This window comes from Actinacidiphila sp. bgisy167 (assembly GCF_057707665.1).
This window is the reverse complement of the sequence record NZ_JBYIQP010000012.1, coordinates 41,116-64,686: the sequence shown is the minus strand read 5'-3', so window position 1 is coordinate 64,686 and position 23,571 is coordinate 41,116. Positions and strand designations below refer to the sequence as shown.

Sequence of the window (23,571 nt, the reverse complement as noted above, 5' to 3'; positions counted from 1 at the left end):
ACCTGTCAGTTACCAGCGCATGTCTGCTTTGGTCACTTGTCAGTCTCTGCCATATTCTCCTGCCCATGACCCAAGGCTCCGTCGTCACCGACAAGGCCCCGGAACCGATACCGGCGCCTTCCAAGAAATCCCTCCGCGGTCACTCCTGGCTGACCCTGTTCTCGGTCGCCGTCGGCGTCATGGTGGTGGCGCTGGACGGCACGATCGTCGCCGTCGCCAACCCGGCCATCCAGGCCGACCTGGGCGCCTCCCGCGAGCAGATCCAGTGGATCACCACCGGCTACATGCTGGCCCTGGCGGTCTCCCTGATCACCGCGGGCAAGCTCGGCGACCGGTTCGGCCACCGCCAGACCTTCCTCGTCGGCCTCGCGGGCTTCGCCCTCACCTCCGGCCTGATCGGCGTGTCCAGCGGCGTCGGCATGGTGATCGCGCTCCGCGTCCTGCAGGGCGTCTTCGGCGCGCTGCTGCAGCCCGCCGCGCTCGGCCTGCTGCGCGCCACCTTCCCGGCCGAGAAGCTCAACATGGCCATCGGCATCTGGGGCATGGTCATCGGCGCCTCCACCGCCGCCGGACCGATCGCGGGCGGGCTGCTCGTCGAGCACGTCAACTGGGAATCGGTCTTCTTCATCAACGTGCCCGTGGGCCTGGTCGCGCTCGCCATGGGCCTGGTCATCCTGAAGGACGTACGCGCCGAGAACGCCCCGCGGTCCTTCGACATCCCAGGCATCGTGCTGCTCTCCGGCGCGATGTTCGGCCTGGTGTGGGGCCTGATCAAGGCACCTGAGTGGGGCTGGGGCGATCCGCTGACGCTGGGCTTCCTGGTCGGCTCGGTGCTGCTCTTCGTACTGTTCGCGCTCTGGGAGAACAAGTCCGCCGAGCCGCTGATCCCGCTGCGGATGTTCCGCTCGGTGCCGCTGTCCGCGGGCACCGCGCTGATGGTGCTGATGGCCTTCGCCTTCCTGGGCGGCCTGTTCTTCGTCACCTTCTACCTGCAGAACGTGCACGGCATGTCGGCGGTGGAATGCGGCGTCCACCTGCTGCCGCTCACCGCGATGATGATCGTCAGCTCGCCCGTCGCAGGCGCGCTGATCACCAGGTTCGGCCCCAGGGTGCCGCTGGTCGGCGGCATGGTGTTCACGGCGGTCGCCATGTTCGGCATGACGAGCCTCGAGGCCGACTCCGGCACAGCGGTCATGTCCCTCTGGTTCGGACTGCTGGGCCTCGGCCTGGCCCCCGTGATGGTCGGCGCCACCGACGTCATCGTCGGCAACGCCCCGCTGGAGCTGTCGGGCGTGGCCGGCGGCCTCCAGGGCTCCGCGATGCAGGTGGGCGGCAGCCTCGGCACCGCCGTGCTGGGCACGGTCATGGCCTCGCGGGTGGACGGTGTGCTGCCCGAGAAGTGGGCCGCCGCGGGCCTGCCCCCGCTGAAGGGCGAGCAGGCGGCGCAGGCCGCCGACGCGGTCGTGGTCGGTGTGCCGCCGGTCGCCAAGGACACCCCGGCCGAGGTCGTCGCGCTGGTCACGAAGGTCACCCATGAGACCTTCCTTTCGGGAATGGGCCTCGCCTTCACCGTCGCCGGCGTCGTGGCCGCCTTCGCGGCGGCCATCGCCTTCCTGACCAAGCGCGGCGTCAACGCGGACGCCGCGGGCGGCGGCGTGCACATCTGACGCCGGAGAACCCCCTATCCGGGTGAACGAGGCCCGGGGCCCTTGGCGGCCCCGGGCCTCGCCGTTCACCGTGGAAGCACGGCCACCACGGGGGAGTGATCCACATGCACGGCGCAGTACCGGCAGCACTGACCGCCCTGGCAGCACTGACCGTCCTGGGCCTTGTGCTGACCGCGGCAGCCGCGGCCCGGGCAGCCCCGGCCACTCCGGCGCTCGCTGCCGGGCCGCCCCGGCCGCCGCGGCGGGCGGTCCCGCCACTCGCCGCGATCCGGGCGAGCCGCGCCCATGGGCCGGAGGCGGCTTCCGCGGGGCACGTCTCGTCCACGAACGCGCGGACACAGACATCGGAACCCCGTGCGCCGCTGCCGCCGGGGACGTCCGCGAAGTCGCCGGCCCACCGGTCCGGCGGGCCGGTGACGACCCGCCGGAGCGCCGGCAGCGCCACCCCAGGGCGACTTCACGACGTTCCCGTCCGGCACAGGGGTCCCGGAGCCACGGCACACGGTCCGCGCCTTCCGGATGGCCGGCCGGTGACCGGGCCCGCGGGGAGCCGGGAACGACCGAGGCCCCCGCCGCGTGGTCGCGACGGGGGCCCCGGGTGGGGCGACGGCCTTACGCGTCGCCGCCCGCGGCGCCGGGGTCGGCGGCCGCGACGTCGAGCAGCTTGTAGCGGTCGATCGCCTGCTTCAGCACCGAGCGGTCGATCTTCCCTTCCCTGGCGAGCTCGGTGAGCACGCCGAGGACCACCGACTGGGCGTCGATGTGGAAGAACCGGCGCGCCGCGCCACGGGTGTCGGCGAAGCCGAAGCCGTCGGCGCCGAGCGACTGCCACGTGCCGGGCACCCAGCGGGAGATCTGGTCCGGGACGGCCCGCATCCAGTCCGACACGGCCACGAAGGGGCCCTCGGAGCCACTGAGCTTCCGCGTCACGTACGGGACGCGCTGCTCCTCCTCCGGGTGGAGCAGGTTGTGCTCCTCGGCCTCCACGGCGTCACGCCGCAGCTCGTTCCAGGAGGTCGCGGACCACACGTCGGCCCGGACGTTCCACTCCTCGGCGAGGATCCTCTGCGCCTCCAGCGCCCACGGCACCGCGACGCCGGACGCCAGGATCTGCGCCGGGATCGCGCCCGCCTCGGCGGACCGGTACTTGTACAGGCCCTTCAGGATGCCCTCGACGTCCACGTTCTGCGGCTCGGCCGGCTGGACGATCGGCTCGTTGTAGACGGTGAGGTAGTAGAAGACGTTCGGGTCCTCGCCGGGGGCGGGCTGGCCGTACATGCGGCGCAGGCCGTCCTTGACGATGTGGGCGAGCTCGAAGCCGAACGCCGGGTCGTAGGCGACGACGGCCGGGTTGGTCGAGGCCAGCAGGTGCGAGTGGCCGTCGGCGTGCTGCAGGCCCTCACCGGTGAGGGTGGTGCGGCCCGCCGTGGCGCCCAGCACGAAACCGCGCGCCAGCTGGTCGGACATCTGCCAGAACTGGTCGCCGGTGCGCTGGAAGCCGAACATCGAGTAGAAGACGTAGACCGGGATCAGCGGCTCGCCGTGGGTGGCGTAGGAGGACCCGGCGGCGATCAGCGAGGCGGTGCAGCCCGCCTCGGAGATGCCGTCGTGCAGCATCTGGCCGGTGGGGGACTCCTTGTAGGCCAGCAGCAGCTCGCGGTCGACCGACTCGTACGTCTGGCCCAGCGGGTTGTAGATCTTGGCCGACGGGAAGAGCGAGTCCATGCCGAAGGTGCGGTACTCGTCCGGGGCGATCGGCACGAAGCGCTTGCCGATCTCCTTGTCCCGCATGAGGTCCTTCAGCAGCCGGACGAAGGCCATGGTGGTGGCGATCGTCTGCTGGCCGGAGCCCTTGCGGGTCGCCGCGTAGGCCTTGTCGTCCGGCAGCGCCAGCGGCTTCGCGCGCACGACGCGGGTCGGGACGTAACCGCCCAGGCCCTTGCGCCGGTCGTGCATGTACTGGATCTCCTCGGAGTTCCGGCCCGGGTGGTAGTACGGCGGGGCGCCGGACTCGAGCTCCTTGTCGGAGATCGGCAGGTGCAGCCGGTCGCGGAAGCGCTTGAGGTCCTCGACCGTCAGCTTCTTCATCTGGTGGGTCGCGTTGCGGCCCTCGAAGTTCGGGCCGAGCGTCCAGCCCTTGACGGTCTGGGCCAGGATCACGGTGGGCTGGCCCTTGTGCTCACGGGCCGCCTTGTACGCCGCGTAGATCTTGCGGTGGTCGTGGCCGCCGCGGCCCAGGTGCAGGATCTGGTCGTCGGTGAGGTTCTCGACCATCGCGCGCAGCCGGTGGTCGTCACCGAAGAAGTGCCGGCGGATGTAGGCGCCGGTCTCGGTGGCGTAGGTCTGGAACTGGCCGTCGGGCGTGGTGTTGAGCTTGTTCACCAGCACGCCGTCGCGGTCCTGGGCGAGCAGCGGGTCCCAGGAGCGGTCCCAGATCAGCTTGATGACGTTCCAGCCGGCGCCGCGGAACTGCGACTCCAGCTCCTGGATGATCTTGCCGTTGCCGCGCACCGGGCCGTCGAGCCGCTGCAGGTTGCAGTTGACGACGAACGTGAGGTTGTCCAGGCCCTCGCGGGCGGCCAGAGAGAGCTGGCCGAGCGACTCGGGCTCGTCCATCTCGCCGTCGCCGAGGAACGCCCACACGTGCGACTGCTCGGTGTCGGCGATGCCGCGCGCCTGCAGGTAGCGGTTCATCCGGGCCTGGTAGATCGCGCCCAGCGGGCCGAGGCCCATGGAGACGGTCGGGAACTCCCAGAAGTCCGGCATGAGACGCGGGTGCGGGTAGCTCGACAGGCCGTACGGCGCCTTGGACCTCTCCTGGCGGAAGGCGTCGAGCTGGGTCTCGGAGAGCCGGTCCAGCAGGAAGGCGCGGGCGTACACGCCGGGGGAGGCGTGACCCTGGAAGAAGATCTGGTCCCCTCCCTTGCCGTCGTCCTTGCCCCGGAAGAAGTGGTTGAAGCCCACGTCGTACAGGGAGGCGGAGGAAGCGAAGGTGGCGATGTGCCCGCCGACGCCGATCCCCGGCCGCTGGGCCCGGGACACCATGACCGCCGCGTTCCAGCGGGTCGCGTTCAGGATGCGCCGCTCGACGTCCTCGTTGCCGGGGAAGAACGGCTCGTCCTTGGTCGCGATGGTGTTGACGTAATCCGTGCTGCGCATCTCGGGCACAGCGACCCGCCGCTCGCGGGCCCGCTCGATCAGGCGGAGCATGAGGTAGCGGGCGCGCTCACGTCCGCGCTCGTCGATGGCGGCGTCAAGCGAGTCGAGCCATTCCGCCGTCTCCTCGGGATCGAAATCCGGGACCTGGCTGGGAAGGCCGCCAATGATGATCGGGTTGCGATCTGATCCGGAAGCCACGCTATTCCTTCGCTTCTAGGGTCTTGCTCTGCTGGGTCGCGCCGCCTCCATCGTGTACCGCGCGTTCGGGATACGTCATCTCTACCGAGTGGTAACCACCACTAAGTGAGACAGACCCCCCTCTTGCAGACCCTCTTGAGGCTCGCGCGTGGCTGTCCGGTGGCCGTTCGACCAAACGGCAACTCTACGCCCAGTCGGACGTACGACCGACCGCAGCGCCGATTGGGTAGAAATCCTGGCATAGTGGAGTGAGCTACGTCACCCCTCACGGTTCGGGTTGCGGTGACACGTCAACGTTTGGGCGGGATGGGCGGCTGGGTACTTGCGCGATCCGCCGCGCCCGTGTGGACTACCGCCCATAACCCCGCACTGGAGCGGGAAGACGACCCCCATGACAGGAGGCAGAGCGTGAGCGCGACCGCGGGCCACGCGGAGGAGCAAACCAACCCGGCGAGCCGGCTTGGTTTTGAGCCCGGACAGGTGGTCCAGGAGCTCGGCTACGACGACGACGTCGACCATGAGCTCCGCGAGGGTATTGAGGGGATCACGGGCGAAGAGCTCGCGGACGAGGAGTACGACGACGTCGCCGACGGCGTCATCCTGTGGTTCCGTGATGATGACGGCGATCTGACCGACGCCCTGGTCGACGCCACGTCCGCCATCGACGAGGGCGCCCAGATCTGGCTCATGACCCCGAAGACCGGCCGTGACGGGCACGTCGAGCCGAGTGACATCGGGGAGGCCGCGCAGACCGCGGGCCTGGCCCAGACCAGCAGTGTCAACGTCTCCAAGGACTGGACCGCCAGTCGACTGGTGACCCCCAAGACGGCGAAAGCCGGCAAGCGCTGAGCAGCGCCGCAGGCCGCACCGCGCCCCCGTGACCGAGCGTCGCGGGGGCGCGGTGCGTTTGCCGGGACCGCGATGCGTTGGGCGTGGGCCGCGGCGCCCCGGCGGGGGCCGCGGTGCGAGACTGGCGGCAGGGCCCGGGCGCGGGCTCCGTCACCGTCCACAAGAGAGGTGTGTCCCCCATGGCGCTCGCCGTCGGCGACCAGGCCCCGGACTTCGAACTGCGGGACCAGCACGGCCGGACCGTGCGGCTTTCCGACTTCGAGGGTGCCAAGAAGGTCGTGCTGCTCTTCTACCCCTTCGCCTTCACCGGGGTCTGCACGGACGAGTTGGGCGCGCTCCGCGACGAACTGCCGGCCTTCCAGAACGACGAGGTCCAGCTGCTCGCCGTCTCCACCGACTCGATGCACACCCAGCGGGTCTTCTCCGACCAGGAGGGCCTGGACTTCCCGCTGCTGTCCGACTTCTGGCCGCACGGCGAGGTCTCCCGCGCCTACGGGGTCTTCGCCGAGGACAAGGGCTGCGCGCTGCGCGGCACCTTCGTCATCGACGAGAAGGGCGTGGTCCGCTGGACCGTCGTCAACGGACTGCCGGACGCCCGTGACCTGAACGAGTACCTCAAGGCGCTCGAAGCCCTGTAGTCGCGGGGAACCGGGTACTAGCCTCGGGGCGTTGATCCTGATACGACCTCGAGACAAGCAGAACGCGACGACATGGGAGGACTCGTGGGAGTCAGCCTCAGCAAGGGTGGCAACGTATCGCTGACGAAGGAGGCCCCCAACCTCACGGCCGTCGTCGTCGGCCTCGGGTGGGACGCCCGCACCACCACGGGCGTGGACTTCGACCTCGACGCCAGCGCCCTGCTCACGGGCGCCGAGGGCAAGGTCCTCTCCGACCAGCACTTCGTCTTCTTCAACAACCTCAGGAGCCCCGACGGCTCCGTGGAGCACACCGGTGACAACATCACGGGTGAGGGCGAGGGCGACGACGAGCAGATCAAGGTGGACCTGGCAGGGGTGCCGACCGAGGTCGCCAAGATCGTCTTCCCGGTGTCGATCTACGACGCCGAGACCCGTCAGCAGTCGTTCGGCCAGGTCCGCAACGCGTTCATCCGGGTGGTCAACCAGGCCGACGGCAGGGAGCTCGCCCGGTACGACCTCACGGAGGACGCCTCGACCGAGACGGCGATGGTCTTCGGGGAGCTGTACCGCCACGGTGCCGAGTGGAAGTTCCGGGCCATCGGCCAGGGTTATGCGTCCGGCCTGCGCGGCATCGCGCAGGACTTCGGCGTCAACGTCTGATTCGCCGGGGCCTCGCGGTCCGCGTCCTGCGGGCCGCGAGCCCCCGCGGAGGAGGAGTACAGCATGGGCGTGACGCTCGCCAAGGGGGGCAACGTCTCTCTCACCAAGGCCGCACCCAACCTGACCAACGTGCTGATCGGTCTCGGCTGGGACGCGCGCTCCACCACCGGAGCGCCCTTCGACCTGGACGCCAGCGCGCTGCTGTGCGCCTCGGGCCGGGTGCTCGGCGACGAGTACTTCGTCTTCTACAACAACCTCAAGAGCCCGGAGGGCTCGGTCGAGCACACCGGCGACAACCTGACCGGTGACGGCGATGGCGACGACGAGGTCCTGCTGGTGGACCTGACCGCCGTGCCCGAGCGGGTCGACAAGATCGTGTTCCCGGTGTCGATCCACGACGCCGATGTCCGCGGCCAGACCTTCGGGCAGGTCAGCAACGCTTTCATCCGGGTGGTCAACCAGGCCGACCAGAGCGAGCTGGCGCGCTACGACCTCTCCGAGGACGCCTCCGGCGAAACGGCGATGATCTTCGGGGAGTTGTACCGTTACGGCGGTGAATGGAAGTTCCGAGCCGTTGGCCAGGGGTATGCATCAGGGCTCCGGGGCATCGCCCTAGACTTTGGGGTCAACGTTTCGTAAAGGGATTGGATATCCAGTGCTCCTCCGAACTTTCGGGTGGTCGTTCGGCGTCACCGCCGCCGGCCTGGCCCTCGCCGGTTTCCTGTGGGGTGCCAAGGGGTTTGCCCTCGTGGCCATCCTGTCGGTGCTGGAGATCTCGCTCTCCTTCGACAACGCGGTGATCAACGCGGGCATCCTGCGGAAGATGAACGCCTTCTGGCAGAAGATCTTCCTCACCGTCGGCATTCTGATCGCCGTCTTCGGCATGCGCCTCGTCTTCCCGATCATCATCGTGTCGATCACGGCGAAACTCGGGCCCATCGAGGCCGTCAACCTGGCGATCAACGACAAGGAGAAGTACGAGCACCTCGTCACCTCCGCGCACCCGTCGATCGCCGCCTTCGGCGGGATGTTCCTGCTGATGATCTTCCTCGACTTCATCTTCGAGGAGCGTGAGCACAAGTGGCTCGCCTGGCTGGAGAAGCCGCTGGCCAAGCTCGGCAAGCTCGACACGCTCTCCGTGGTCGTCGCCCTCGTCGCCCTGCTGATCACCGCCACCACCCTGGCCACCGACGTCTCGCACGGCGGTGGCGACAAGTCCTCCACGGTGCTGCTCGCCGGCATCGGCGGCCTCCTGACCTACCTCATCGTCGGCGGTATCTCGAGCTACTTCGAGGACCGGCTGGAGGACGAGTCGGAGGAGGCCGACGAGGAACTCGACGAGCTGAGCGCGGGCGGCAAGCCGGCAGGCAGCGGATCCTCGGCCGTCGGCCTGGCGGGCAAGGCGGCGTTCTTCCTCTTCCTCTACCTCGAGGTCATCGACGCGTCGTTCTCCTTCGACGGCGTCATCGGCGCGTTCGCGATCTCCAACGACATCTTCATCATCGCCCTCGGCCTGGGCATCGGTGCGATGTACATCCGGTCGCTCACCGTCTTCCTGGTCCGCAAGGGCACCCTGGACGACTACGTCTACCTGGAGCACGGCGCGCACTACGCGATCGGCGCGCTGGCGGTCATCCTCCTGGTCACCATCAAGTTCGAGATCAACGAGGTCATCACCGGCCTCGTCGGCGTCGTCCTGATCGGCGCCTCCTACTGGTCCTCGGTGGTGCGAAACCGCCGTCTCGGGGAAAGCTCCGAGCAGCGGGACGACAAAGCGGAGGTGACGAGCGGGGTCTGAGCCCTGTCTCGTCAGGACAACCGGTACGCCGCCCCCCGCCCACCCGGCGGGGGGCGGCCCGCGTGCAGGGGACGGACGGACATGTGGAACTTCCTGCGGCCGAGCGGCGGCTTCAACGCGCAGTTCGACGTGGCGAACGCGCACACCATCGAGCTCACCAGGCGGCACCAGGCCGTCTCCCTGTCCAAGCAGGGCGCGGCCGCCGGCAATCTGCGCATCAACCTGTCCTGGCAGATGCGCACCTCCGACACCGGCGGCTGGAACCAGCGCAGAGGCTCCTGGCTCAGCCGCCAGACACAGTTCTTCAGGCCCGAGCCGGTGCAGGCCGCCGGCCCCGCCATGGTCAACGTCGACCTCGACCTGGCGTGCATGTACGAGCTCGCCGACGGCACCAAGGGGGTCGTCCAGCCGCTCGGCGGCTTCCTCGGCGACCTCGACGCCCCGCCGTACATCCAGATGACCGGGGACGACCGCTTCGGCGGCTCATCCGGCGAGACGCTCTACATCAACCTCGACAAGCACGACGAGTTCAAGCGCATGCTCGTCTTCGTCTACATCTACGACGGCACGCCCGCCTTTGATCGGACCCACGCCAAGGTGGAGATCTTCCCCAGTTCCGGCCCGCGGATCGAGATCCTGCTCGACGAGCGCGAGCCGCAGGCCCGCTCCTGTGCCGTGGTGCTCATCGAGAACAAGAAGGGCGACCTGACCGTGCGCCGCGAGGTGAAGTACGTCTACGGCTTCCAGGCCGAGATCGACCGGCTCTACGGCTGGGGCCTGCAGTGGGGCCGCGGCTACAAGACCAAGGCCTGAGGAGCGCGCGGCCCCCGTCGGGCAGGCTCAGCGGCCTTCCTGGAACTGCGGGCCCATCGGCGGCAGCCGGAACGCCTGCACCGGCTGCGGGTAGCCGTAGCCGTAGGCGGGGGCCGGCTGCTCGTGCGGGTAGCCGTACGCGGGGGCGGGAGCCGGGGCCGGGGCGGCCACGGTGGGCTGCGGCTCCTGCGGGTAGCCGTAGGCGGGGGCGGCCACGGTGGGCTGCGGCTCCTGCGGGTAGCCGTAGGCGGGCGGCGCGGCGGGCTGCGGCGGCACCGGCGCCGGGGCCTGCAGGGTGTACTCGTCCGGCTCGGCGGCCAGGACGGTCGGCGGCACGGGCTGCGGGGGCGGGGCCGACTCGTCCTCCGTTCGCTGCGGAGGCGCCTCGTCGAGGTCGCCCTCCTCCACGGTGACGCCGAACTCGGTGGCCAGCGCCTCCAGCCCCGAGGCGTAGCCCTGTCCCAGCGCGCGGAACTTCCAGCCGCCCGCCCTGCGGTACAGCTCGCCGCAGATCAGCGCGGACTCGTCGCCGGTGTCCGGGACGACGTGGAAGAGCGCCAAGGGCTCCCCCTCGGGCTCCGCGGCCGTGTCGTAGAGCAGCACCGTCAGGTCGGAGACCAGGGCGAAGGGGCCGCCGTCCGAGGAGGCCGCGACGACCACCCGTTCCACGCCCTCGTCGAGAGCGGTGAGGTCCACCTCGACGGCGTCCGTCAGCCCGGCTGGTTCGCTGCGCTTGGGCAGGTGCCGGGCGGCGCCCCCGGGGTGCCGCGGCTGGTTGTAGAAGACGAAGTCCTCGTCCGAGCGCACGCGGTCGTCCGCGCCCAGCAGCAGCGCCGAGGCGTCGACGTCCGGCACACCCGCCCCCGGGCTCCAGCGGAGCACCGCCCGCACGCCCGAAGCCGTCACCGGGATGTTGGAGCCCTTCACCATCGCCTGCGTCATGCGCGTAATCCTGCCCTCCCGACGCCCGTGCCCACAACGCGGGGGCTGCGGTGGGCGGGCCGTGCGGGAGCGGCACGGCGGACCGGCGGTCACACGCCGGACCGGAAGCGGTTACCTGATTTTCACGTACGCCGGGAACGTCCGCGCGACCCCGCACGTACGATAATCGGCCACGGCGTCGGGGGACGCTTCCCACCTTTCCACCAACAGCCACGGGGGACGCATGCGCCACTTCGGGCACCTCGCACCCGACGTACGGAACGAGCTCTTCCACCGGGAGCCCGCCGAGTTCTCGGCGGCCTCACCTGCCGCCACGCTGGCCGTCGCGCTCGGCGCCACCCTCTACTGCCCGGCCACCCGGCCGAGGCTCGCCGACGACGTGCTCAAGCAGGGCGCGCGCGGCGTCGTGTCGATGGTGCTCTGCCTGGAGGACTCCATCGACGACCGCGAGGTCGAGGCCGGGGAGGAGAACCTCGTCCGCCAGCTCGGCGAACTCTCCCACCGGCTCCAGGACGGTGACCCCCCGCTGCTCTTCATACGCGTCCGCACCCCCGAGCAGATCACCGACCTCGTGCGCCGGCTCGGCGCCGCCGCCTCCCTGCTCTCCGGGTTCGTGCTCCCCAAGTTCACCGAGGAGTCCGGGGTCCCCTTCCTGGAGGCCCTCGCCGCCGCCGAGGCGGACTGCGGGCAGCGGCTGTTCGCGATGCCGGTCCTGGAGTCCCCGCAGCTGCTCCACCTCGAGACCCGCACCGAGACCCTGTACGGCATCTCCCGCACCGTCGACAAGTACCGCGACCGCGTCCTCGCGCTGCGGCTCGGCGTCACCGACTTCTGCTCCGCCTACGGGCTGCGCCGCTCACCCGACATGACGGCCTACGACGTCCGCATCGTCGCCTCGGTCATCGCCGACGTCGTCAACGTCCTCGGGCGCGCCGACGGCACCGGCTTCACCATCACCGGACCGGTCTGGGAGTACTTCAAGCACTCCGAGCGCATGTTCAAGCCACTGCTGCGGCAGAGCCCCTTCGTCCCCGAGGCCGTCGACCTGCGCGACGCCCTCATCCAGCGGGACATGGACGGACTGCTGCGCGAGATCGAACTGGACCGGACCAACGGCCTGCAGGGCAAGACCTGCATCCACCCCTCCCACGTCCAGCCCGTGCACGCGCTCAGCGTTGTCAGCCACGAGGAGTGGAGCGACGCCGTCGACATCCTCCACGAGGACCGCAGCGGCGGAGGCGTGCTGCGCTCGGCCTACACCAACAAGATGAACGAGGTGAAGCCGCACCGCGCCTGGGCCGAGCGCACCGTACGGCGCGCCGAGGTCTTCGGCGTGGCGCGGGAGGAGATCGGCTTCGTCGAGCTGCTCGCCGCGTGCGTGCCGTCATGACCCGCGGCGAGAGGGAGAGTGCCCCGCACGTGGCGGACGGGCATGTCTGGTCCGGGCAGTGGGTCGCCGACCGGCTCGGCGTCACCCTGCGGGGCGACGGGCTGAGGGATCTGCTCGGCCTCGCTCTGCGCCGCAACCCCAAGCGGGCGCACCTGCTGGTCTCCAACGTGCTGGGCAAGCATGTGCCCCAGCGCCCCCGGATCGTCTACGAGGCCGGATACGGCCTCGGGGCGCGCGTGCAGGAGCTGCTGGGCGAGGAGGAGGCGGCCCGGGCCGTGGTGCTCGGCTACGCCGAGACCGCGACCGGTCTCGGGCACGCCGTCGCCGACGGTATGGGGACCGCCCCCTACCTGCACTCCACGCGGCGCCCGGTCCCCGGGGTCGAGCCGGTCGGCGGCTTCGAGGAGGAGCACAGCCACGCGACCTCGCACCTGCTGCTGCCCGAAAACCCCGGCCTGCTGGCCGGGGACGGGCCGCTGGTGCTGGTCGACGACGAGTTCTCCACCGGCCGGACGGTGCTCAACACGGTGCGGGCGCTGCACACCCGCTATCCGCGCCGCCGCTACGTGGTGGTCGCCCTGGTCGACATGCGCTCGGAGGCCGACCGCGCGCTGCTCGCCGGATTCGCGGCCGAGCTGGGCGCCGGCGTCGACGTCATCGCGCTGGCCTCCGGCACGGTCGTCCTCCCCGACGGGGTGCTGGAGCGCGGACAGGCGCTGGTCGCCGCGCACAGCGCCACCGCCCGCCCTGAGCCCGCCCGACCCGCCCCGGCCGCGGCGCCGCACCGGGTGCACCTCGACTGGCCCGCCGGGCTGCCCGACGGAGGCCGGCACGGCTTCACACCGGCGCACCGCGCGCAGCTGGAGGCGGAGCTGCCGGCGATGGCGGCACGCCTGGCCGAAGGGCTGGCGGGAAGCCGTGCCGAGGGCTCGCGCGCCCGCGGCGACGGCCACCCGGCGCCCCGCGTCCTCGTCCTCGGCGCCGAGGAGCTGATGTACGCCCCGCTGCGGCTGGCGCAGGCCCTGCAGGACGCCCTGCCCGCCGCGGAGGTGCGGTTCTCCACGACGACCCGTTCGCCGGTCCTGGCCGTGGACGATCCGGGGTACGCGATACGTACCCGGATCGCCTTCCCCGACCACGACGGCCCGGCCGACGGCCCCGGCGAACGCTACGCGTACAACGTGGCGGGCGCGGGCTTCGACGCCGTCGTCGCGGTCGTGGACAGCGTGGGCGACACACCCGCCCTGCACGCCCCCGGAGGGCTGCTCGCGCAGCTCCCCGCCCATACCGAAAGGCTCCTGCTGGCCGTGGTGCCCTCGTACGAACCCCGCCCGCCCGCCCCGACGCTCCCGGAACCGCTGCGCGGGCCCGCGTTCTCCTCGTACGCGCCCGACGAGGTCGGCTGGCTGCTGAAGGACCTCTCCGACGTCGAACTGGAGGCGCCCACCGAGGAGCGCGAGGAGGCCATCCAGAGCGGCGGGGCGCACTACGCGGAATCGCTGCCCGTGGAGTACCAGCCCAGCGCGGAGTACCAGGAGCTGTTCCGGACCGCGCTGACCGACTCCGCCGCCCGGATCGCCCGCGCCGTCGGCGCCGTGACCGAGCTGGTGCTCGCCGAACGCGGCCCGGACGCCGTCCTGGTGTCGCTGGCCCGCGCCGGCACCCCGGTCGGCGTGCTGATGCGCCGCTGGGCCCGGCACGCGCACAACCTGGACCTGCCGCACTACGCCGTGTCCATCGTCCGCGGCCGGGGCATCGACACCACCGCCCTGCGCTGGCTGGCCGAGCACCACGACCCCGCCCGGGCGGTGTTCGTCGACGGCTGGACCGGCAAGGGCGCCATCACCCGCGAACTGGCCGACGCCGTGGCCCCCTTCGCAGGCTTCGACCCGGAGATCGCGGTGCTCGCCGACCCCGGGTCGTGCGTGCGCACCTTCGGCACCCGCGACGACTTCCTCATCCCCTCCGCGTGCCTGAACTCCACCGTCTCCGGCCTGGTCTCGCGCACCGTGCTGCGTGCCGACCTGATCGGCCCCGGCGACTTCCACGGCGCCAAGTTCTACCGAGAGCTGGCCGGCGCGGACGTCTCCCGCCTCTTCGTGGACGAGGTCTCGGCCCGCTTCGCCGCCGTGGCCGACGAGGTCGCCCGGGACGTCAAGGAGCTCCGGTCCGGCGACCGCACGCCCACCTGGGAGGGGTGGGCCGCGGTCGAGCGGATCAGCGAGGAGTACGGCATCGGCGACGTCAACCTGGTCAAGCCCGGCGTCGGCGAGACCACCCGGGTGCTGCTGCGCCGCGTGCCCTGGCGGGTGCTCGCCCGGCGGGGCGCGGGCAGCGATCTGGCGCACATCAGGCTGCTCGCCGAGCAGCGCGGAGTCCCGGTGGAGGAGGTGGACGACCTGCCGTACTCGTGCGTCGGGCTGATCCACCCGCGCTTCACCCGGGGCGCGACCGGAACGGACGGCAAGGCGGTGGACGCCAAGTGAAGCAGCGCCCGGAGATCGTGAGGTCCCTCGTCGCCAGCGACCTGGACCGCACCCTCATCTACTCGCCGTCGGCCCTCGCCCTTTCCGTGGCCGACGAGGAGGCCCCGAGGCTGCTGTGCGTCGAGGTGCACGAGGGCCGGCCGCTGTCCTTCATGACGGAGACCGCAGCGGCGCTCATCCAGCGCCTCGCGGCCGCCGCCGAGTTCGTCCCGACGACCACCCGCACCCGCAAGCAGTACCGGCGCATCAACCTGCCGGGCCCGGTGCCCCGGTACGCGATCTGCGCCAACGGCGGGCACATCCTGGTCAAGGGCCACACCGACCACGACTGGAACGCCGAGATGCGCCGCCGCCTCGCCGAGGGCTGCGCGCCGCTGGAAGAGGTCCGCGCACACCTGGCCCGCACCGCCGACGCCACCTGGCTGCGCAAGGAGCGCGTCGCCGAGGACCTGTTCGTCTACCTGGTCGTGGAGCGGTCGCTGCTGCCCGAGAGCTGGGTGAAGGACTTCGCCGAATGGGCGCGCGAGCGGGGCTGGACGGTCTCGCTGCAGGGCCGCAAGGTCTACGCCGTGCCGGGGCCGCTCACCAAGTCCGCGGCCCTGGCCGAGGTCGTCCGCCGCACCGGCGCCGACCACGTGCTCGCCGCGGGGGACTCCCTCCTCGACGCCGAACTGCTGCTCGCCGCCCACACCGCCTGGCGTCCCGGCCACGGCGAACTCGCCGACACCGGGTGGGGCGCGCCGCACGTCGACGCGCTGACCCTGCCGGGTGTCGCGGCGGGTGAGGAGATCCTGCGCCGGATGCTCAGCGTGGCGCGCCGCTGATCAGGCCGGGGCGCACGACCCGTGTGCACGCGCTGCGCGCCGCCTCGACGCGCAGCGCGTTCGGCCGTTCGCTGGCCTCGATGAAGGCGCGGGCCTCCGCCTGCGTACGACCGCCCGTCACATGCCGTGCCAGCAACCGCTCCTCGCGGACGGCCGCGTCGGCCTCGACGTACCACAGCTCGTCCAGCAGCTCCCTGACCTCCTGCCAGCCGTCGGCCCCGTCGGCCAGGTAGTTCCCCTCCGTCACCACCAGCCGGGCCTGGGGCGGGACGGCGATCCCCGCGGCGACCGGCTTGTCCAGGGCCCGGTCGAAGTCCGGCGCGTAGACCGTGCGGCCCTGCGGCGAACGCAGCCGCCGCAGCAGATGGACGTAGCCGTCCACGTCGAAGGTCTCCGGCGCGCCCTTGCGGCCGCGGAGTCCGAGGCGGTCCAACTGGGCGTTGGAGAGGTGGAAGCCGTCCATGGGCACATACGCCGCCGTGCCCGCGCCGAGCCGCGCGTCGACCTCCGCCACCAGCGAACGGGCCAGCGTCGACTTGCCCGCGGCCGGCGCGCCCGCCAACCCCAGCAGCACCCGCCTGCCTGCCATGCTGGGCACCAGGGCGAGGACGTCATCCACGTACATGCCGCCACCTTAAGGAGCAGCCGTGCCCGAGACCAAGAACCCGCAGCTCACACCCGAACTGTATGCCTACGTCCTCGAGCACAACCCGCCCCTGGACCCGGTGCGGGAGGAGCTGGTCGAGATCACGCGGGCCCGTTTCGGCGCCGCGGCGGCCATGCAGTCGGCGCGCGAACAGGGCCCCCTGCTGGCCTTCCTGGTACGGCTGACCGGTGCGCGGCACGTGGTCGAGGTCGGCACCTTCACCGGCTTCTCGGCGCTGTCGATGGCGCAGGCGCTGCCCGCGGACGGACGGCTGATCGCCTGCGACATCTCCGAGGAGTGGACCGCGGTCGCCCGCGAGGCGTGGGAGAAGGCCGGTGTCGCCGACCGGATCGACCTGCGGATCGCGCCCGCGCTCGACACACTGCGGGCCCTGCCGCGCGATCCGTGGATCGACCTCGTCTACCTCGACGCGGACAAGGGCAACTACGTCCCCTACTGGGAGGAACTGGTCCCGCGGATGCGGCCCGGCGGGATCATCGCCGCCGACAACACGCTCTACCACGGGCGGGTGGTGGACCCGCACGCCACCGGGGACACGGCCGCGATCCGGGCCTTCAACGACCGGGTCGCGTCCGACGGGCGCGTCGAGGCGCTGCTGCTGACCGTGGCGGACGGGCTGACCCTGGCGCGCACGCTGTGAGCCGTGGTTAATCTGTGCCCATGCCCCGTTACGAGTACCGCTGCCGCTCCTGCGGCACCACGTTCGAGCTGAGCCGGCCGATGGCCGAGTCCTCCGCGCCGGCGGAGTGCCCCGCCGGGCACGACGACACCGTCAAGCTCCTGTCGACGGTCGCGGTCGGCGGTACCGCCTCCGCCGCCGCGGCCCCCCGGCCGGCCGCGGGCGGCGGCGGTGGCTGCTGCGGGGGCGGCTGCTGCGGCTGACGGGCCCCGGGAACCGTCCGCTCCGGGAGCGGTGCCTCGCGCCGCACGACCAGGTAGGGCGGGAGGGCCCGACAGCGCACGACCAGGTGACGCTAGGCCCGCCCGGAGGCGCGGTCCTCGCGGATCGCGGCGACGACCCGGGCCGCCGTGTCGCGCACCGCCGCCGTCTCGGTGAGGAAGTGCCACCAGTCGGGGTGCCGGCCCTGGAGGCCTTCGACCGCGCGGTCCAGCCGGGCCACAGCCTCGTCGAGGGGGCGGGCGTGCCGCTGCTCCGGTGTCGTACGGCCCTGCATGGCGAGCCGCTGGGCGTCCCGGACGGCGAACCGCGTGCGCTCGATCTCGCCCTGCGGGTCCTTGCTGACCTCGTTCAGCCGCCGCAGGCGGTCGCCGGCGGCGGACACCGCCGCGTCGGCGTCGTCGAGCAGCGCCCGCACCGTGCCGAGCAGGGCTGTCGCGTCCGGCCAGCGCTGCTCGTCCCGGGCCTTCGCCGCCTCCGAGAGCTTCCGCTCCGCGCTTCCCACGGCCTTCGTCGCCCGCTCCGGCACGTCCTGCAGGTCCTGCCAGCACGCCATGCTGAAGCGCCGGCGCAGCTCGCTGAGGACCGGATCGACGCCCTCCGTGCGGGTGGCCAGGGCCTGGCTCCGCGTGCGCAGCGACACGATCCGCTTGCCGGTCTCGTGGGCCCGCTCGGGCAGCCGCTCGGCCTCCGCTCGGATGGCCTCGGCGGCGCGCAGCACCTCGTCCGCGCGCCGGATGGTCTCCTGCACGCCGTGTGTCCCGGCGCCCTGGTTGAGCTTGGTCAGCTCCGGTCCGAGGGCGGCCAGCCGGGCCGCGAGGTCGTCCGCGCGCAGGCCGGAGGCCCGTACGGCGTCCAGTGCGTCGGACGCGGCGAGCAGGGCCTGCCGCGCCCTTTCGACCGCGGGGGCGAGGCGGGCCAGCTGGGTCTCGGCCTTGTCCAGCAGCGGGCCGAGCCCCCGGGCGAAGGCGTCCAGGTCCTTCCTGGCACGGACCAGGTCGTCCTTCGCCTTGGTGAGCTCGGTGCGGGCGCGGGCCGCGGTGGCTGCCTCCAACTCGTCGCGGTCCAGGTCGTGGGCGTCGACTGCGGCGATGTAGGCGGCGCTGACCTGGTCGATGCGTTCGCCCAGGGCACGGAAGTCCTCGCTCGCGCGCCGTGCGGCGGGGGAGCTGTCGACCGCGGTGATGGTCTCTATCGAGATCACCAGGTCGCGCTGCGCCGTGTCGAGCTCATAGAAGGCCTCGGCGGCGGCGTCCTTCGCGGCCTGGGCGTCGGCGCGCAGATTGTCCCCGCGCCGCCACCACGAGCGTGCCGTCGTCACAGTCGCCCTCTCCCGCTGGTCCGCCGCCGGTGGTTGTCCGCTCCAGTCTCCCACCTGGCTGGGACGAATACACGGGTCGGGCGGTTGCGGTCAGCGGCCGGCTTCCGTGACGCTCACCGAGCCGTCCCCCGTACGGACCGTCACGACATGGCCGCTGGCCGCGTCACGGGGAACGTCGACGCTGACGTGCCCGTCGCCCGAGTGCGCGGACACCTTGTAGCTCTGGTGGGGCAGCGCGACCCGGACCCGGCCGTCACCGCTCGTCGCCTCGACGAGGTCGGGCACCCCGTCGAAGGCCAGGGTGACCGAGCCGTCCGCGGTGTGGACCCTGACCTCGCGGGAGCCGATGCCGCCGGCGTCGATCCGGCCGTCCCCGCTGGAGAGCCGGAGCGGACCGGTCACGTCCCGGACGACGACCGAGCCGTCGCGGGTGGTGAGCCGCAGCGGCGTATGGAAACCGCTCGCCTCCACACGGCCGTCACCGCTCACCACCGTCAGGCCGACCCCACGCGGCACCAGGACCTCGTGGCGCACCGCGCAGTCCTGCACCACACCCTGGCACTTGGTGCGCAGGGACAGCGTGTTCCCGCGCATCGCCCAGGTGGCCTCGGGAGCGTGACCGAGCACGGCCCAGCCGTCGAGCCACCGGGTGACCCGCACCTCGGCCACGTCGGCGGGCTTCACCACAATCGCGCTGTCGGAGGAGTCGATGGTCAGCTCGCCACCGGCGAGCGCGAAGCTCCTGCGCTCCGGCTCCCTGTCGTCGGAGGCGTTCGCGCAGGCGGACGCCGTACCGATCAGTGCCACGACGGCCGCGACGGCGGCGGCGGTCCTCGATGTGCGGGTGGTCTTCGTCATACCCGGGACGCTACGGAGTGCCCGGCGCGCCCGGAATCAGGCCGCCCACCGGAACCGGGGTGGGGAAAATCCCCACCCCGTCCGGGGGTTGCGCGGTCCGGGTCCGGGGGCCCGGGTCCGCTTGCCGTGGCGGTGGTCAGTCCCCGGGGCGCGCGATCTCCACGTTCTCCAGGACGCCGAGGGCGTCGGGGACGAGGACGGCTGCCGAATAGTAGGTGCTGACGAGGTAGGAGATGATCGCCTTTTCGTCGATCCCCATGAAACGCACCGAGAGCCCGGGCTCGAACTCGTCGGGGATTCCCGTCTGGTGCAGACCGATCACGCCCTGGTTGTCCTCGCCCGTGCGCATCACCAGGATCGAGGTGGTGTTCTCACGGGTGATCGGGATCTTGTTGCAGGGGAGGATCGGGATTCCGCGCCAGGACGGGATGTGGTGGCCGTGGAAGTCGATGTTCTGCGGCACCAGACCGCGGCTGTTGAACTCCCTTCCGATGGCAGCGATCGCCCGCGGATGCGCCAGCAGGTACTGGGCGTTGCGGCGCCGGCTGATCAGCTCGTCGAGGTCGTCCGGAGTGGGCGGGCCGGAGTGCGTGGTGATGCGCTGCCGGTAGTCGGCGTTGTGCAGCAGGCCGAACTCCCGGTTGTTGACCAGTTCGTGCTCCTGCCGTTCCCGCAGTGCCTCGATGGTCAGCTTCACCTGCTGCTCGACCTGGTTGTAGGGCTTGTTGTAGAGGTCGGCGACGCGGCTGTGCACCTTCAGCACGGTCTGCGCGACGCTCAGTTCGTACTCGCGCGGAGAGAGCTCGTAGTCCACGAAGGTGCCGGGCAGGTCCGGTTCCCCGACGTGGCCCGAGGAGAGTTCGATGGCCTTCTCGCCGTAGGGGTTCTGGGCCTGCTGGGTGCCGCTGACGAAGCCCGCGACGTGCTCGCGCAGCCCGTCGGCCTGCTGCATGACGTTCTGGAACGCCTGGCGCGGCAGGGCGAGCAGGGTGACCGCGGTGGCCGCCCTGGCGGTGAACTCCCACGGCCCGTCGGGGCCGGCCAGGCTCTCGGAGCCGAAGTGGCCGCCGTCGGTGATGCTGCCGATCACGCCCTGGCCGTCCCACTTGGCCGGGGCCAGCTTGTTGATCTTGCCGTGCGCGATCAGGAAGACGTGGTCGGCCGGCTGCCCGGCGGTCACGATCGTCTCGCCGGGCGCGTACTCGCGTTGCTCGAACTGCCCGGCGAGGGCGGTCAGCACCGCGTCGTCGGAGAAGCCGCGCAGCACCGGCAGTTCGCCGAGCTCCGCCGGGATCACCCGGACCTCGGAACCGGTCTGGACGAAGTCCACCCTCCCGTCGCCCACCGAATAGCTGAGCCTCCGGTTGACCCGGTAGGCGCCGCCGGCGGCCTCGACCCACGGCAGCACCCGCAGCAGCCACCGTGATGTGATTCCCTGCATCTGTGGCGCGGATTTGGTGGTCGTCGCCAAATTCCGCGCCGCAGCGGTGCTCAGACTCCGCTGAGACTGGCCGTTCCCCGTCGCAGCCTCCGACGCGACACCCGGCTCAACCGTCATGGATGGTCCTTCCCCTTGCGGCCTGATGGCCCACGCGCACAAAAGCGTGGTTATGGCAAACAATTCACGGTGGAACAAGGCGTGTTGTGCGGTGGTCCCCCTGCCTTCGGCCGCTTTCCCCTCGGTAACTACCCACCGGGCGGAGCGTCTTGCACTCACTCATTCGGGTGGGCGTGGCTTTCCCGGAGCGGAGAGGGTGTGCGGGCCGGCGGGGTGAGCGCGTGTGCGATTCCGAGTGGCGGCGGACGGCGGGGAAGCGCATGGCATGTCCATGACGTGCACATGGTCTTCACCGTAAGGGCGGCGGAGCGCCTCGTTCCGGGGAAGCCTCCCTGTTCCGCCCGGTAAATCAGGTGCTATTCCCCACTCCCGCCATCGAAAATGAGGAAAACATCACGCGCCCCGAGGGGAAGGCTGAAGCTTGGCTGGCGTACGCTGTACGGCTGAGAGCGGATCGCAGGAGAACCGCTTCTGCGTGATACCGCCGCACTCCCCGCAGGCGCCGCGCACTCGCCAGGAGAGGAGGACGCGGTGTTCGTCGGGCCAGGTTCCCTGTTGGATTCACCGTGGATCTACGCCCTGGTAGCCGCCTCCATCGTGCTCGACGTCTTCCTTCCGGTGGTGCCGAGCGGCGTCCTGCTGATCTCCGCGGCCACGGCCGCCACGGCCGCCGGTCATGGCAGCAGCCTCCTGGACGTGCTCGCCCTCCTGCTCTGCGCGGCTGTCGCCTCCACCCTCGGCGACCTCGCCGCGTACCGCCTCGCGCGGCGCGGCGGCGACTGGATCGACCACCACGTGGCGCACTCCCGCCGGCTCTCCACCGCCCAGGAGATCCTCGGCGCCGTCCTGACCCGCGGCGGCGGCGCGCTCGTCGTCCTCGCCCGCTTCGCCCCGGCCGGCCGCTCCGTCGTCAGCCTCACCGCGGGCGCGGCGCAGCGCCGGGTCCGCGAGTTCCTGCCCTGGTCGGCGCTCGCCGGCCTGGCCTGGGCCGCGTACAGCGTGGGCCTGGGCTACGCGGGCGGCCAGTGGCTGGGCGCCGGCTGGTTCGGCACCGCCACGTCCGCCGTCGCCCTGATCGGCTCCGGCTCCCTGGCCGCGTACGTCTTCCGCCGTGAGCGCCGCGCCCACACGGTCGTCCCGGTGACGGTGCCCGCACAGACCGCGGCCGCGCCCGAGCGGGCCGTCGCCGAGGCGGCTCGCTGAGCCGTTCCTGGACGGCCCGGGTGGGTGCCGCCGATGGGCGGCCCGCCACGAGCCGTGACAGCATCGGTACGGACATCCACCGGTCTGGGGGGCCAACGGACGGATCGGAGACCCCCGATGCGACTCGGACCGCTCACGGGCCTCGTGGCCGTGATCCTCGCCGCCGTCTCCTACGCACTCCAGGGAGACACCCCGGGGATCGGCAGTTCCGGGGTCGCGGTCAGGGCGTTCTACCTCGCCCATGGCACCCGGCAGGGCGTCGGGCTGTATCTGCTGCTCGTCGCCGGGCTCTTCCTGACGTTCTTCGCCGGCTACCTGCGGCACGTCCTGGCCGGTTCCGACCGCACCGGCTGGCTTCCCCAGGTCTCCTTCGCCGGCGGCATCCTGGCCGCCCTCGGCTTCTGGATCAGCGCCGGGCTCACCCTCAGTCTTGTGGAGGCCGCCGACCAGGTCCTGGTCGGCGGTGGGGCACTGCAGGCCCTCAACGCCCTGAGCAGTGACCTGTTCATGCCCGTCCTGGCAGGGATCGGCGTCATGCTCCTCGGAGCCGGGACGGTCGTCTCCCTCAGCACGGGCGGGCCGCTGCCGCAGTGGCTGGGGTGGGCGGGCTTCGTCCTGGGCGTGCTGATGTTCATCCCGTACGCCGGCTTCATCGGCCTGGGGCTCGCCGGGCTCTGGGTCATCGCCGTGTGCGTGCTGCTGCTCGTCCAGGGGCGGCGGGAGCCCGGCCCGGACGGCCCTGTGGGCCCGGACCGGCCCCGGGGCGGGGCCACCGGCTGACGCGCCCGCGGCGTCCTGTTCGGGAGACGGAGCACGGGCCGCGACAGCACGGGCCCGCGGTGCCCCGCGGTGCGGCGCCCACTCCACCCGGACGGCGTCCTCCCGCCCGCGGGCCGGCCCCGGCCGCCCGTCCGGCGCCGGTTCAGCCCCTCACGCGGTAGGCGGTGCCGTCGGCAGTCCGCTCCAGCCAGCCGCCCTCCACCAGGTAGCGGCGCAGGGCGGCGCAATCGTCGTGCACCGTGCGCAGCGCCTCGTTGACCTCGCGCTCGTGGTAGTCCTGCCCCGGCTGGAAGAGCGTCTCGGTCAGATGCCGCAGCAACTGCTCGCGCCGCGCCGCCCGGCGCGGGATGACCGTGAGCCGCCCCTGTGAGAACAGGGCCGACACCGCGTGCGCACCACTCTCGGACACCACGTACTCCTCCGCGTTCGCGACGACAGACCTCGCCAGGCAGCGTGACACGCGGCGCCGACCAGGGCACGCGAATATCACCTGGCACGATGGGGGAATGAGCGTCGTCAAGATCAACGTACTGACCGTCCCAGCCGAGCAGCGCGAGGTCCTGGAGCAGCGGTTCGCCTCGCGGGCGGGCGCCGTCGAGAGTTCGGACGGCTTCGAGTGGTTCGAACTGCTGCGCCCGGTCGAGGGCACCGACCAGTACCTCGTGTACACGCGCTGGCGCAGCGAGGAGGACTTCCGCAACTGGATGTCCGGCCCGATGCAGGCCGCCCACCGCGAGGGCGGCGAGGGCGGCGGCGAGCGCCCCCGGCCGGCCGCCACCGGTTCCACGCTGTGGTCCTTCGAGGTCGTCCAGCAGGCCGCGCCGAAGCAGCCCTGACCCCTGGCGGCGCCCCGCCCCTCCGG

General features: G+C 71.6%; 22 protein-coding genes. 15 read left to right on the top strand and 7 right to left on the bottom strand.

Annotated elements, in window-relative coordinates:
• Window positions 1–65: 65 nt before the first annotated feature.
• Window positions 66–1,667: an MFS transporter gene (locus AC3ET4_RS07250; protein WP_431947136.1), complete on the top strand. Its 1,602-nt coding sequence runs from the start codon at window positions 66–68 to the stop codon at window positions 1,665–1,667.
• Window positions 1,668–2,279: 612 nt separating this feature from the next.
• On the opposite strand, the gene aceE is transcribed toward AC3ET4_RS07250, so the two are convergent.
• Window positions 2,280–5,024 carry a pyruvate dehydrogenase (acetyl-transferring), homodimeric type gene (gene aceE / locus AC3ET4_RS07245; RefSeq protein ID WP_431947134.1) on the bottom strand — a complete coding sequence of 915 codons (2,745 nt, stop codon included), beginning with the start codon at window positions 5,022–5,024 and terminating at the stop codon, window positions 2,280–2,282.
• Between the two features lie 408 nt (window positions 5,025–5,432).
• On the opposite strand from aceE, the gene AC3ET4_RS07240 reads away from it, so the two are divergent.
• The 6 genes from AC3ET4_RS07240 to AC3ET4_RS07215 all read left to right on the top strand — a co-directional run bounded on the left by AC3ET4_RS07240 (window position 5,433) and on the right by AC3ET4_RS07215 (window position 9,782).
• Window positions 5,433–5,873, top strand: a complete 441-nt coding sequence (locus AC3ET4_RS07240) for a DUF3052 domain-containing protein (RefSeq protein ID WP_026250565.1) — start codon at window positions 5,433–5,435, stop codon at window positions 5,871–5,873.
• A gap of 179 nt (window positions 5,874–6,052) precedes the next feature.
• Window positions 6,053–6,511 carry a peroxiredoxin gene (locus AC3ET4_RS07235; RefSeq protein WP_431947132.1) on the top strand — a complete coding sequence of 153 codons (459 nt, stop codon included), beginning with the start codon at window positions 6,053–6,055 and terminating at the stop codon, window positions 6,509–6,511.
• 84 nt (window positions 6,512–6,595) lie between these two features.
• Entirely contained in the window at window positions 6,596–7,171 is a 576-nt protein-coding gene (locus AC3ET4_RS07230) for a TerD family protein (protein ID WP_431947224.1), read from the top strand.
• Window positions 7,172–7,234: 63 nt separating this feature from the next.
• On the top strand, window positions 7,235–7,810 hold the full coding sequence (locus tag AC3ET4_RS07225) for a TerD family protein (protein WP_431947130.1): 576 nt from the start codon (window positions 7,235–7,237) through the stop codon (window positions 7,808–7,810).
• Between the two features lie 16 nt (window positions 7,811–7,826).
• Window positions 7,827–8,969: a DUF475 domain-containing protein gene (locus AC3ET4_RS07220; RefSeq protein WP_431947128.1), complete on the top strand. Its 1,143-nt coding sequence runs from the start codon at window positions 7,827–7,829 to the stop codon at window positions 8,967–8,969.
• 81 nt (window positions 8,970–9,050) lie between these two features.
• The gene (locus AC3ET4_RS07215) at window positions 9,051–9,782 is read left to right on the top strand and encodes a TerD family protein (protein WP_431947126.1); all 732 of its coding nucleotides are present in this window, start codon (window positions 9,051–9,053) and stop codon (window positions 9,780–9,782) included.
• Window positions 9,783–9,809: 27 nt separating this feature from the next.
• On the opposite strand, the gene AC3ET4_RS07210 is transcribed toward AC3ET4_RS07215, so the two are convergent.
• On the bottom strand, window positions 9,810–10,724 hold the full coding sequence (locus tag AC3ET4_RS07210) for a TerD family protein (protein WP_431947124.1): 915 nt from the start codon (window positions 10,722–10,724) through the stop codon (window positions 9,810–9,812).
• 223 nt (window positions 10,725–10,947) lie between these two features.
• Between AC3ET4_RS07210 and AC3ET4_RS07205 the strand changes: the two genes are divergently transcribed.
• Genes AC3ET4_RS07205 through AC3ET4_RS07195 form a run of 3 tightly spaced genes read left to right on the top strand, consistent with a single transcriptional unit; the run spans window position 10,948 to window position 15,424 of the window.
• Window positions 10,948–12,114 carry an HpcH/HpaI aldolase/citrate lyase family protein gene (locus tag AC3ET4_RS07205; protein WP_431947122.1) on the top strand — a complete coding sequence of 389 codons (1,167 nt, stop codon included), beginning with the start codon at window positions 10,948–10,950 and terminating at the stop codon, window positions 12,112–12,114.
• Window positions 12,111–14,600 (top strand): phosphoribosyltransferase, encoded by a 2,490-nt coding sequence (locus AC3ET4_RS07200; RefSeq protein ID WP_431947120.1) that lies wholly within the window; start codon window positions 12,111–12,113, stop codon window positions 14,598–14,600. The genes AC3ET4_RS07205 and AC3ET4_RS07200 overlap by 4 nt, the downstream gene beginning before the upstream one ends.
• Window positions 14,597–15,424 carry an HAD family hydrolase gene (locus AC3ET4_RS07195; protein ID WP_431947118.1) on the top strand — a complete coding sequence of 276 codons (828 nt, stop codon included), beginning with the start codon at window positions 14,597–14,599 and terminating at the stop codon, window positions 15,422–15,424. Before AC3ET4_RS07200 ends, AC3ET4_RS07195 begins: the two co-directional genes overlap by 4 nt.
• Here AC3ET4_RS07195 and AC3ET4_RS07190 read toward each other — a convergent pair.
• The gene (locus AC3ET4_RS07190) at window positions 15,405–16,049 is read right to left on the bottom strand and encodes a nucleoside/nucleotide kinase family protein (RefSeq protein ID WP_431947116.1); all 645 of its coding nucleotides are present in this window, start codon (window positions 16,047–16,049) and stop codon (window positions 15,405–15,407) included. The genes AC3ET4_RS07195 and AC3ET4_RS07190 overlap by 20 nt on opposite strands.
• A 22-nt stretch (window positions 16,050–16,071) precedes the next feature.
• Between AC3ET4_RS07190 and AC3ET4_RS07185 the strand changes: the two genes are divergently transcribed.
• Both AC3ET4_RS07185 and AC3ET4_RS07180 read left to right on the top strand, forming a co-directional pair.
• Window positions 16,072–16,731 (top strand): O-methyltransferase, encoded by a 660-nt coding sequence (locus AC3ET4_RS07185; protein WP_431947114.1) that lies wholly within the window; start codon window positions 16,072–16,074, stop codon window positions 16,729–16,731.
• 20 nt (window positions 16,732–16,751) lie between these two features.
• Entirely contained in the window at window positions 16,752–16,973 is a 222-nt protein-coding gene (locus AC3ET4_RS07180; RefSeq protein ID WP_431947112.1) for an FmdB family zinc ribbon protein, read from the top strand.
• 92 nt (window positions 16,974–17,065) lie between these two features.
• Here AC3ET4_RS07180 and AC3ET4_RS07175 read toward each other — a convergent pair whose 3' ends face one another.
• The 3 genes from AC3ET4_RS07175 to AC3ET4_RS07165 form a co-directional block, all read right to left on the bottom strand.
• Window positions 17,066–18,310: a hypothetical protein gene (locus tag AC3ET4_RS07175; RefSeq protein WP_431947110.1), complete on the bottom strand. Its 1,245-nt coding sequence runs from the start codon at window positions 18,308–18,310 to the stop codon at window positions 17,066–17,068.
• A 90-nt stretch (window positions 18,311–18,400) separates the two neighbouring features.
• Entirely contained in the window at window positions 18,401–19,168 is a 768-nt protein-coding gene (locus AC3ET4_RS07170) for a DUF4097 family beta strand repeat-containing protein (protein WP_431947108.1), read from the bottom strand.
• Window positions 19,169–19,304: 136 nt separating this feature from the next.
• A complete protein-coding gene (locus tag AC3ET4_RS07165; protein ID WP_431947106.1) occupies window positions 19,305–20,726 on the bottom strand; it encodes a family 2B encapsulin nanocompartment shell protein in 1,422 nt (473 codons plus the stop codon).
• Window positions 20,727–21,257: 531 nt separating this feature from the next.
• On the opposite strand from AC3ET4_RS07165, the gene AC3ET4_RS07160 reads away from it, so the two are divergent.
• Together AC3ET4_RS07160 and AC3ET4_RS07155 are read left to right on the top strand one after the other, a co-directional pair.
• Window positions 21,258–21,929, top strand: a complete 672-nt coding sequence (locus AC3ET4_RS07160) for a DedA family protein (RefSeq protein WP_431947105.1) — start codon at window positions 21,258–21,260, stop codon at window positions 21,927–21,929.
• A gap of 117 nt (window positions 21,930–22,046) precedes the next feature.
• Complete coding sequence (locus AC3ET4_RS07155; RefSeq protein WP_431947103.1) at window positions 22,047–22,709, top strand: hypothetical protein; 663 nt, start codon at window positions 22,047–22,049, stop codon at window positions 22,707–22,709.
• A 142-nt stretch (window positions 22,710–22,851) separates the two neighbouring features.
• Here AC3ET4_RS07155 and AC3ET4_RS07150 read toward each other — a convergent pair whose 3' ends face one another.
• Window positions 22,852–23,118: a DUF2087 domain-containing protein gene (locus tag AC3ET4_RS07150; RefSeq protein WP_431947101.1), complete on the bottom strand. Its 267-nt coding sequence runs from the start codon at window positions 23,116–23,118 to the stop codon at window positions 22,852–22,854.
• 97 nt (window positions 23,119–23,215) lie between these two features.
• Here AC3ET4_RS07150 and AC3ET4_RS07145 point away from each other — a divergent pair, with 97 nt between their 5' ends.
• Window positions 23,216–23,545: an antibiotic biosynthesis monooxygenase family protein gene (locus AC3ET4_RS07145; protein WP_431947099.1), complete on the top strand. Its 330-nt coding sequence runs from the start codon at window positions 23,216–23,218 to the stop codon at window positions 23,543–23,545.
• The last annotated feature ends 26 nt before the right edge of the window (window positions 23,546–23,571 follow it).

Bases quoted from the DNA above. Each gene is read 5' to 3' on its own strand.
- AC3ET4_RS07250 (WP_431947136.1), top strand. From the start codon at position 66: ATGACCCAAGGCTCCGTCGTCACCGACAAGGCCCCGGAACCGATACCG.
- AC3ET4_RS07235 (WP_431947132.1), top strand. From the start codon at position 6,053: ATGGCGCTCGCCGTCGGCGACCAGGCCCCGGACTTCGAACTGCGGGAC.
- AC3ET4_RS07225 (WP_431947130.1), top strand. From the start codon at position 7,235: ATGGGCGTGACGCTCGCCAAGGGGGGCAACGTCTCTCTCACCAAGGCC.
- AC3ET4_RS07215 (WP_431947126.1), top strand. From the start codon at position 9,051: ATGTGGAACTTCCTGCGGCCGAGCGGCGGCTTCAACGCGCAGTTCGAC.
- AC3ET4_RS07210 (WP_431947124.1), bottom strand. From the start codon at position 10,724: ATGACGCAGGCGATGGTGAAGGGCTCCAACATCCCGGTGACGGCTTCG.
- AC3ET4_RS07205 (WP_431947122.1), top strand. From the start codon at position 10,948: ATGCGCCACTTCGGGCACCTCGCACCCGACGTACGGAACGAGCTCTTC.
- AC3ET4_RS07200 (WP_431947120.1), top strand. From the start codon at position 12,111: ATGACCCGCGGCGAGAGGGAGAGTGCCCCGCACGTGGCGGACGGGCAT.
- AC3ET4_RS07190 (WP_431947116.1), bottom strand. From the start codon at position 16,049: ATGTACGTGGATGACGTCCTCGCCCTGGTGCCCAGCATGGCAGGCAGG.
- AC3ET4_RS07180 (WP_431947112.1), top strand. From the start codon at position 16,752: ATGCCCCGTTACGAGTACCGCTGCCGCTCCTGCGGCACCACGTTCGAG.
- AC3ET4_RS07170 (WP_431947108.1), bottom strand. From the start codon at position 19,168: ATGACGAAGACCACCCGCACATCGAGGACCGCCGCCGCCGTCGCGGCC.
- AC3ET4_RS07165 (WP_431947106.1), bottom strand. From the start codon at position 20,726: ATGACGGTTGAGCCGGGTGTCGCGTCGGAGGCTGCGACGGGGAACGGC.
- AC3ET4_RS07155 (WP_431947103.1), top strand. From the start codon at position 22,047: ATGCGACTCGGACCGCTCACGGGCCTCGTGGCCGTGATCCTCGCCGCC.
- AC3ET4_RS07145 (WP_431947099.1), top strand. From the start codon at position 23,216: ATGAGCGTCGTCAAGATCAACGTACTGACCGTCCCAGCCGAGCAGCGC.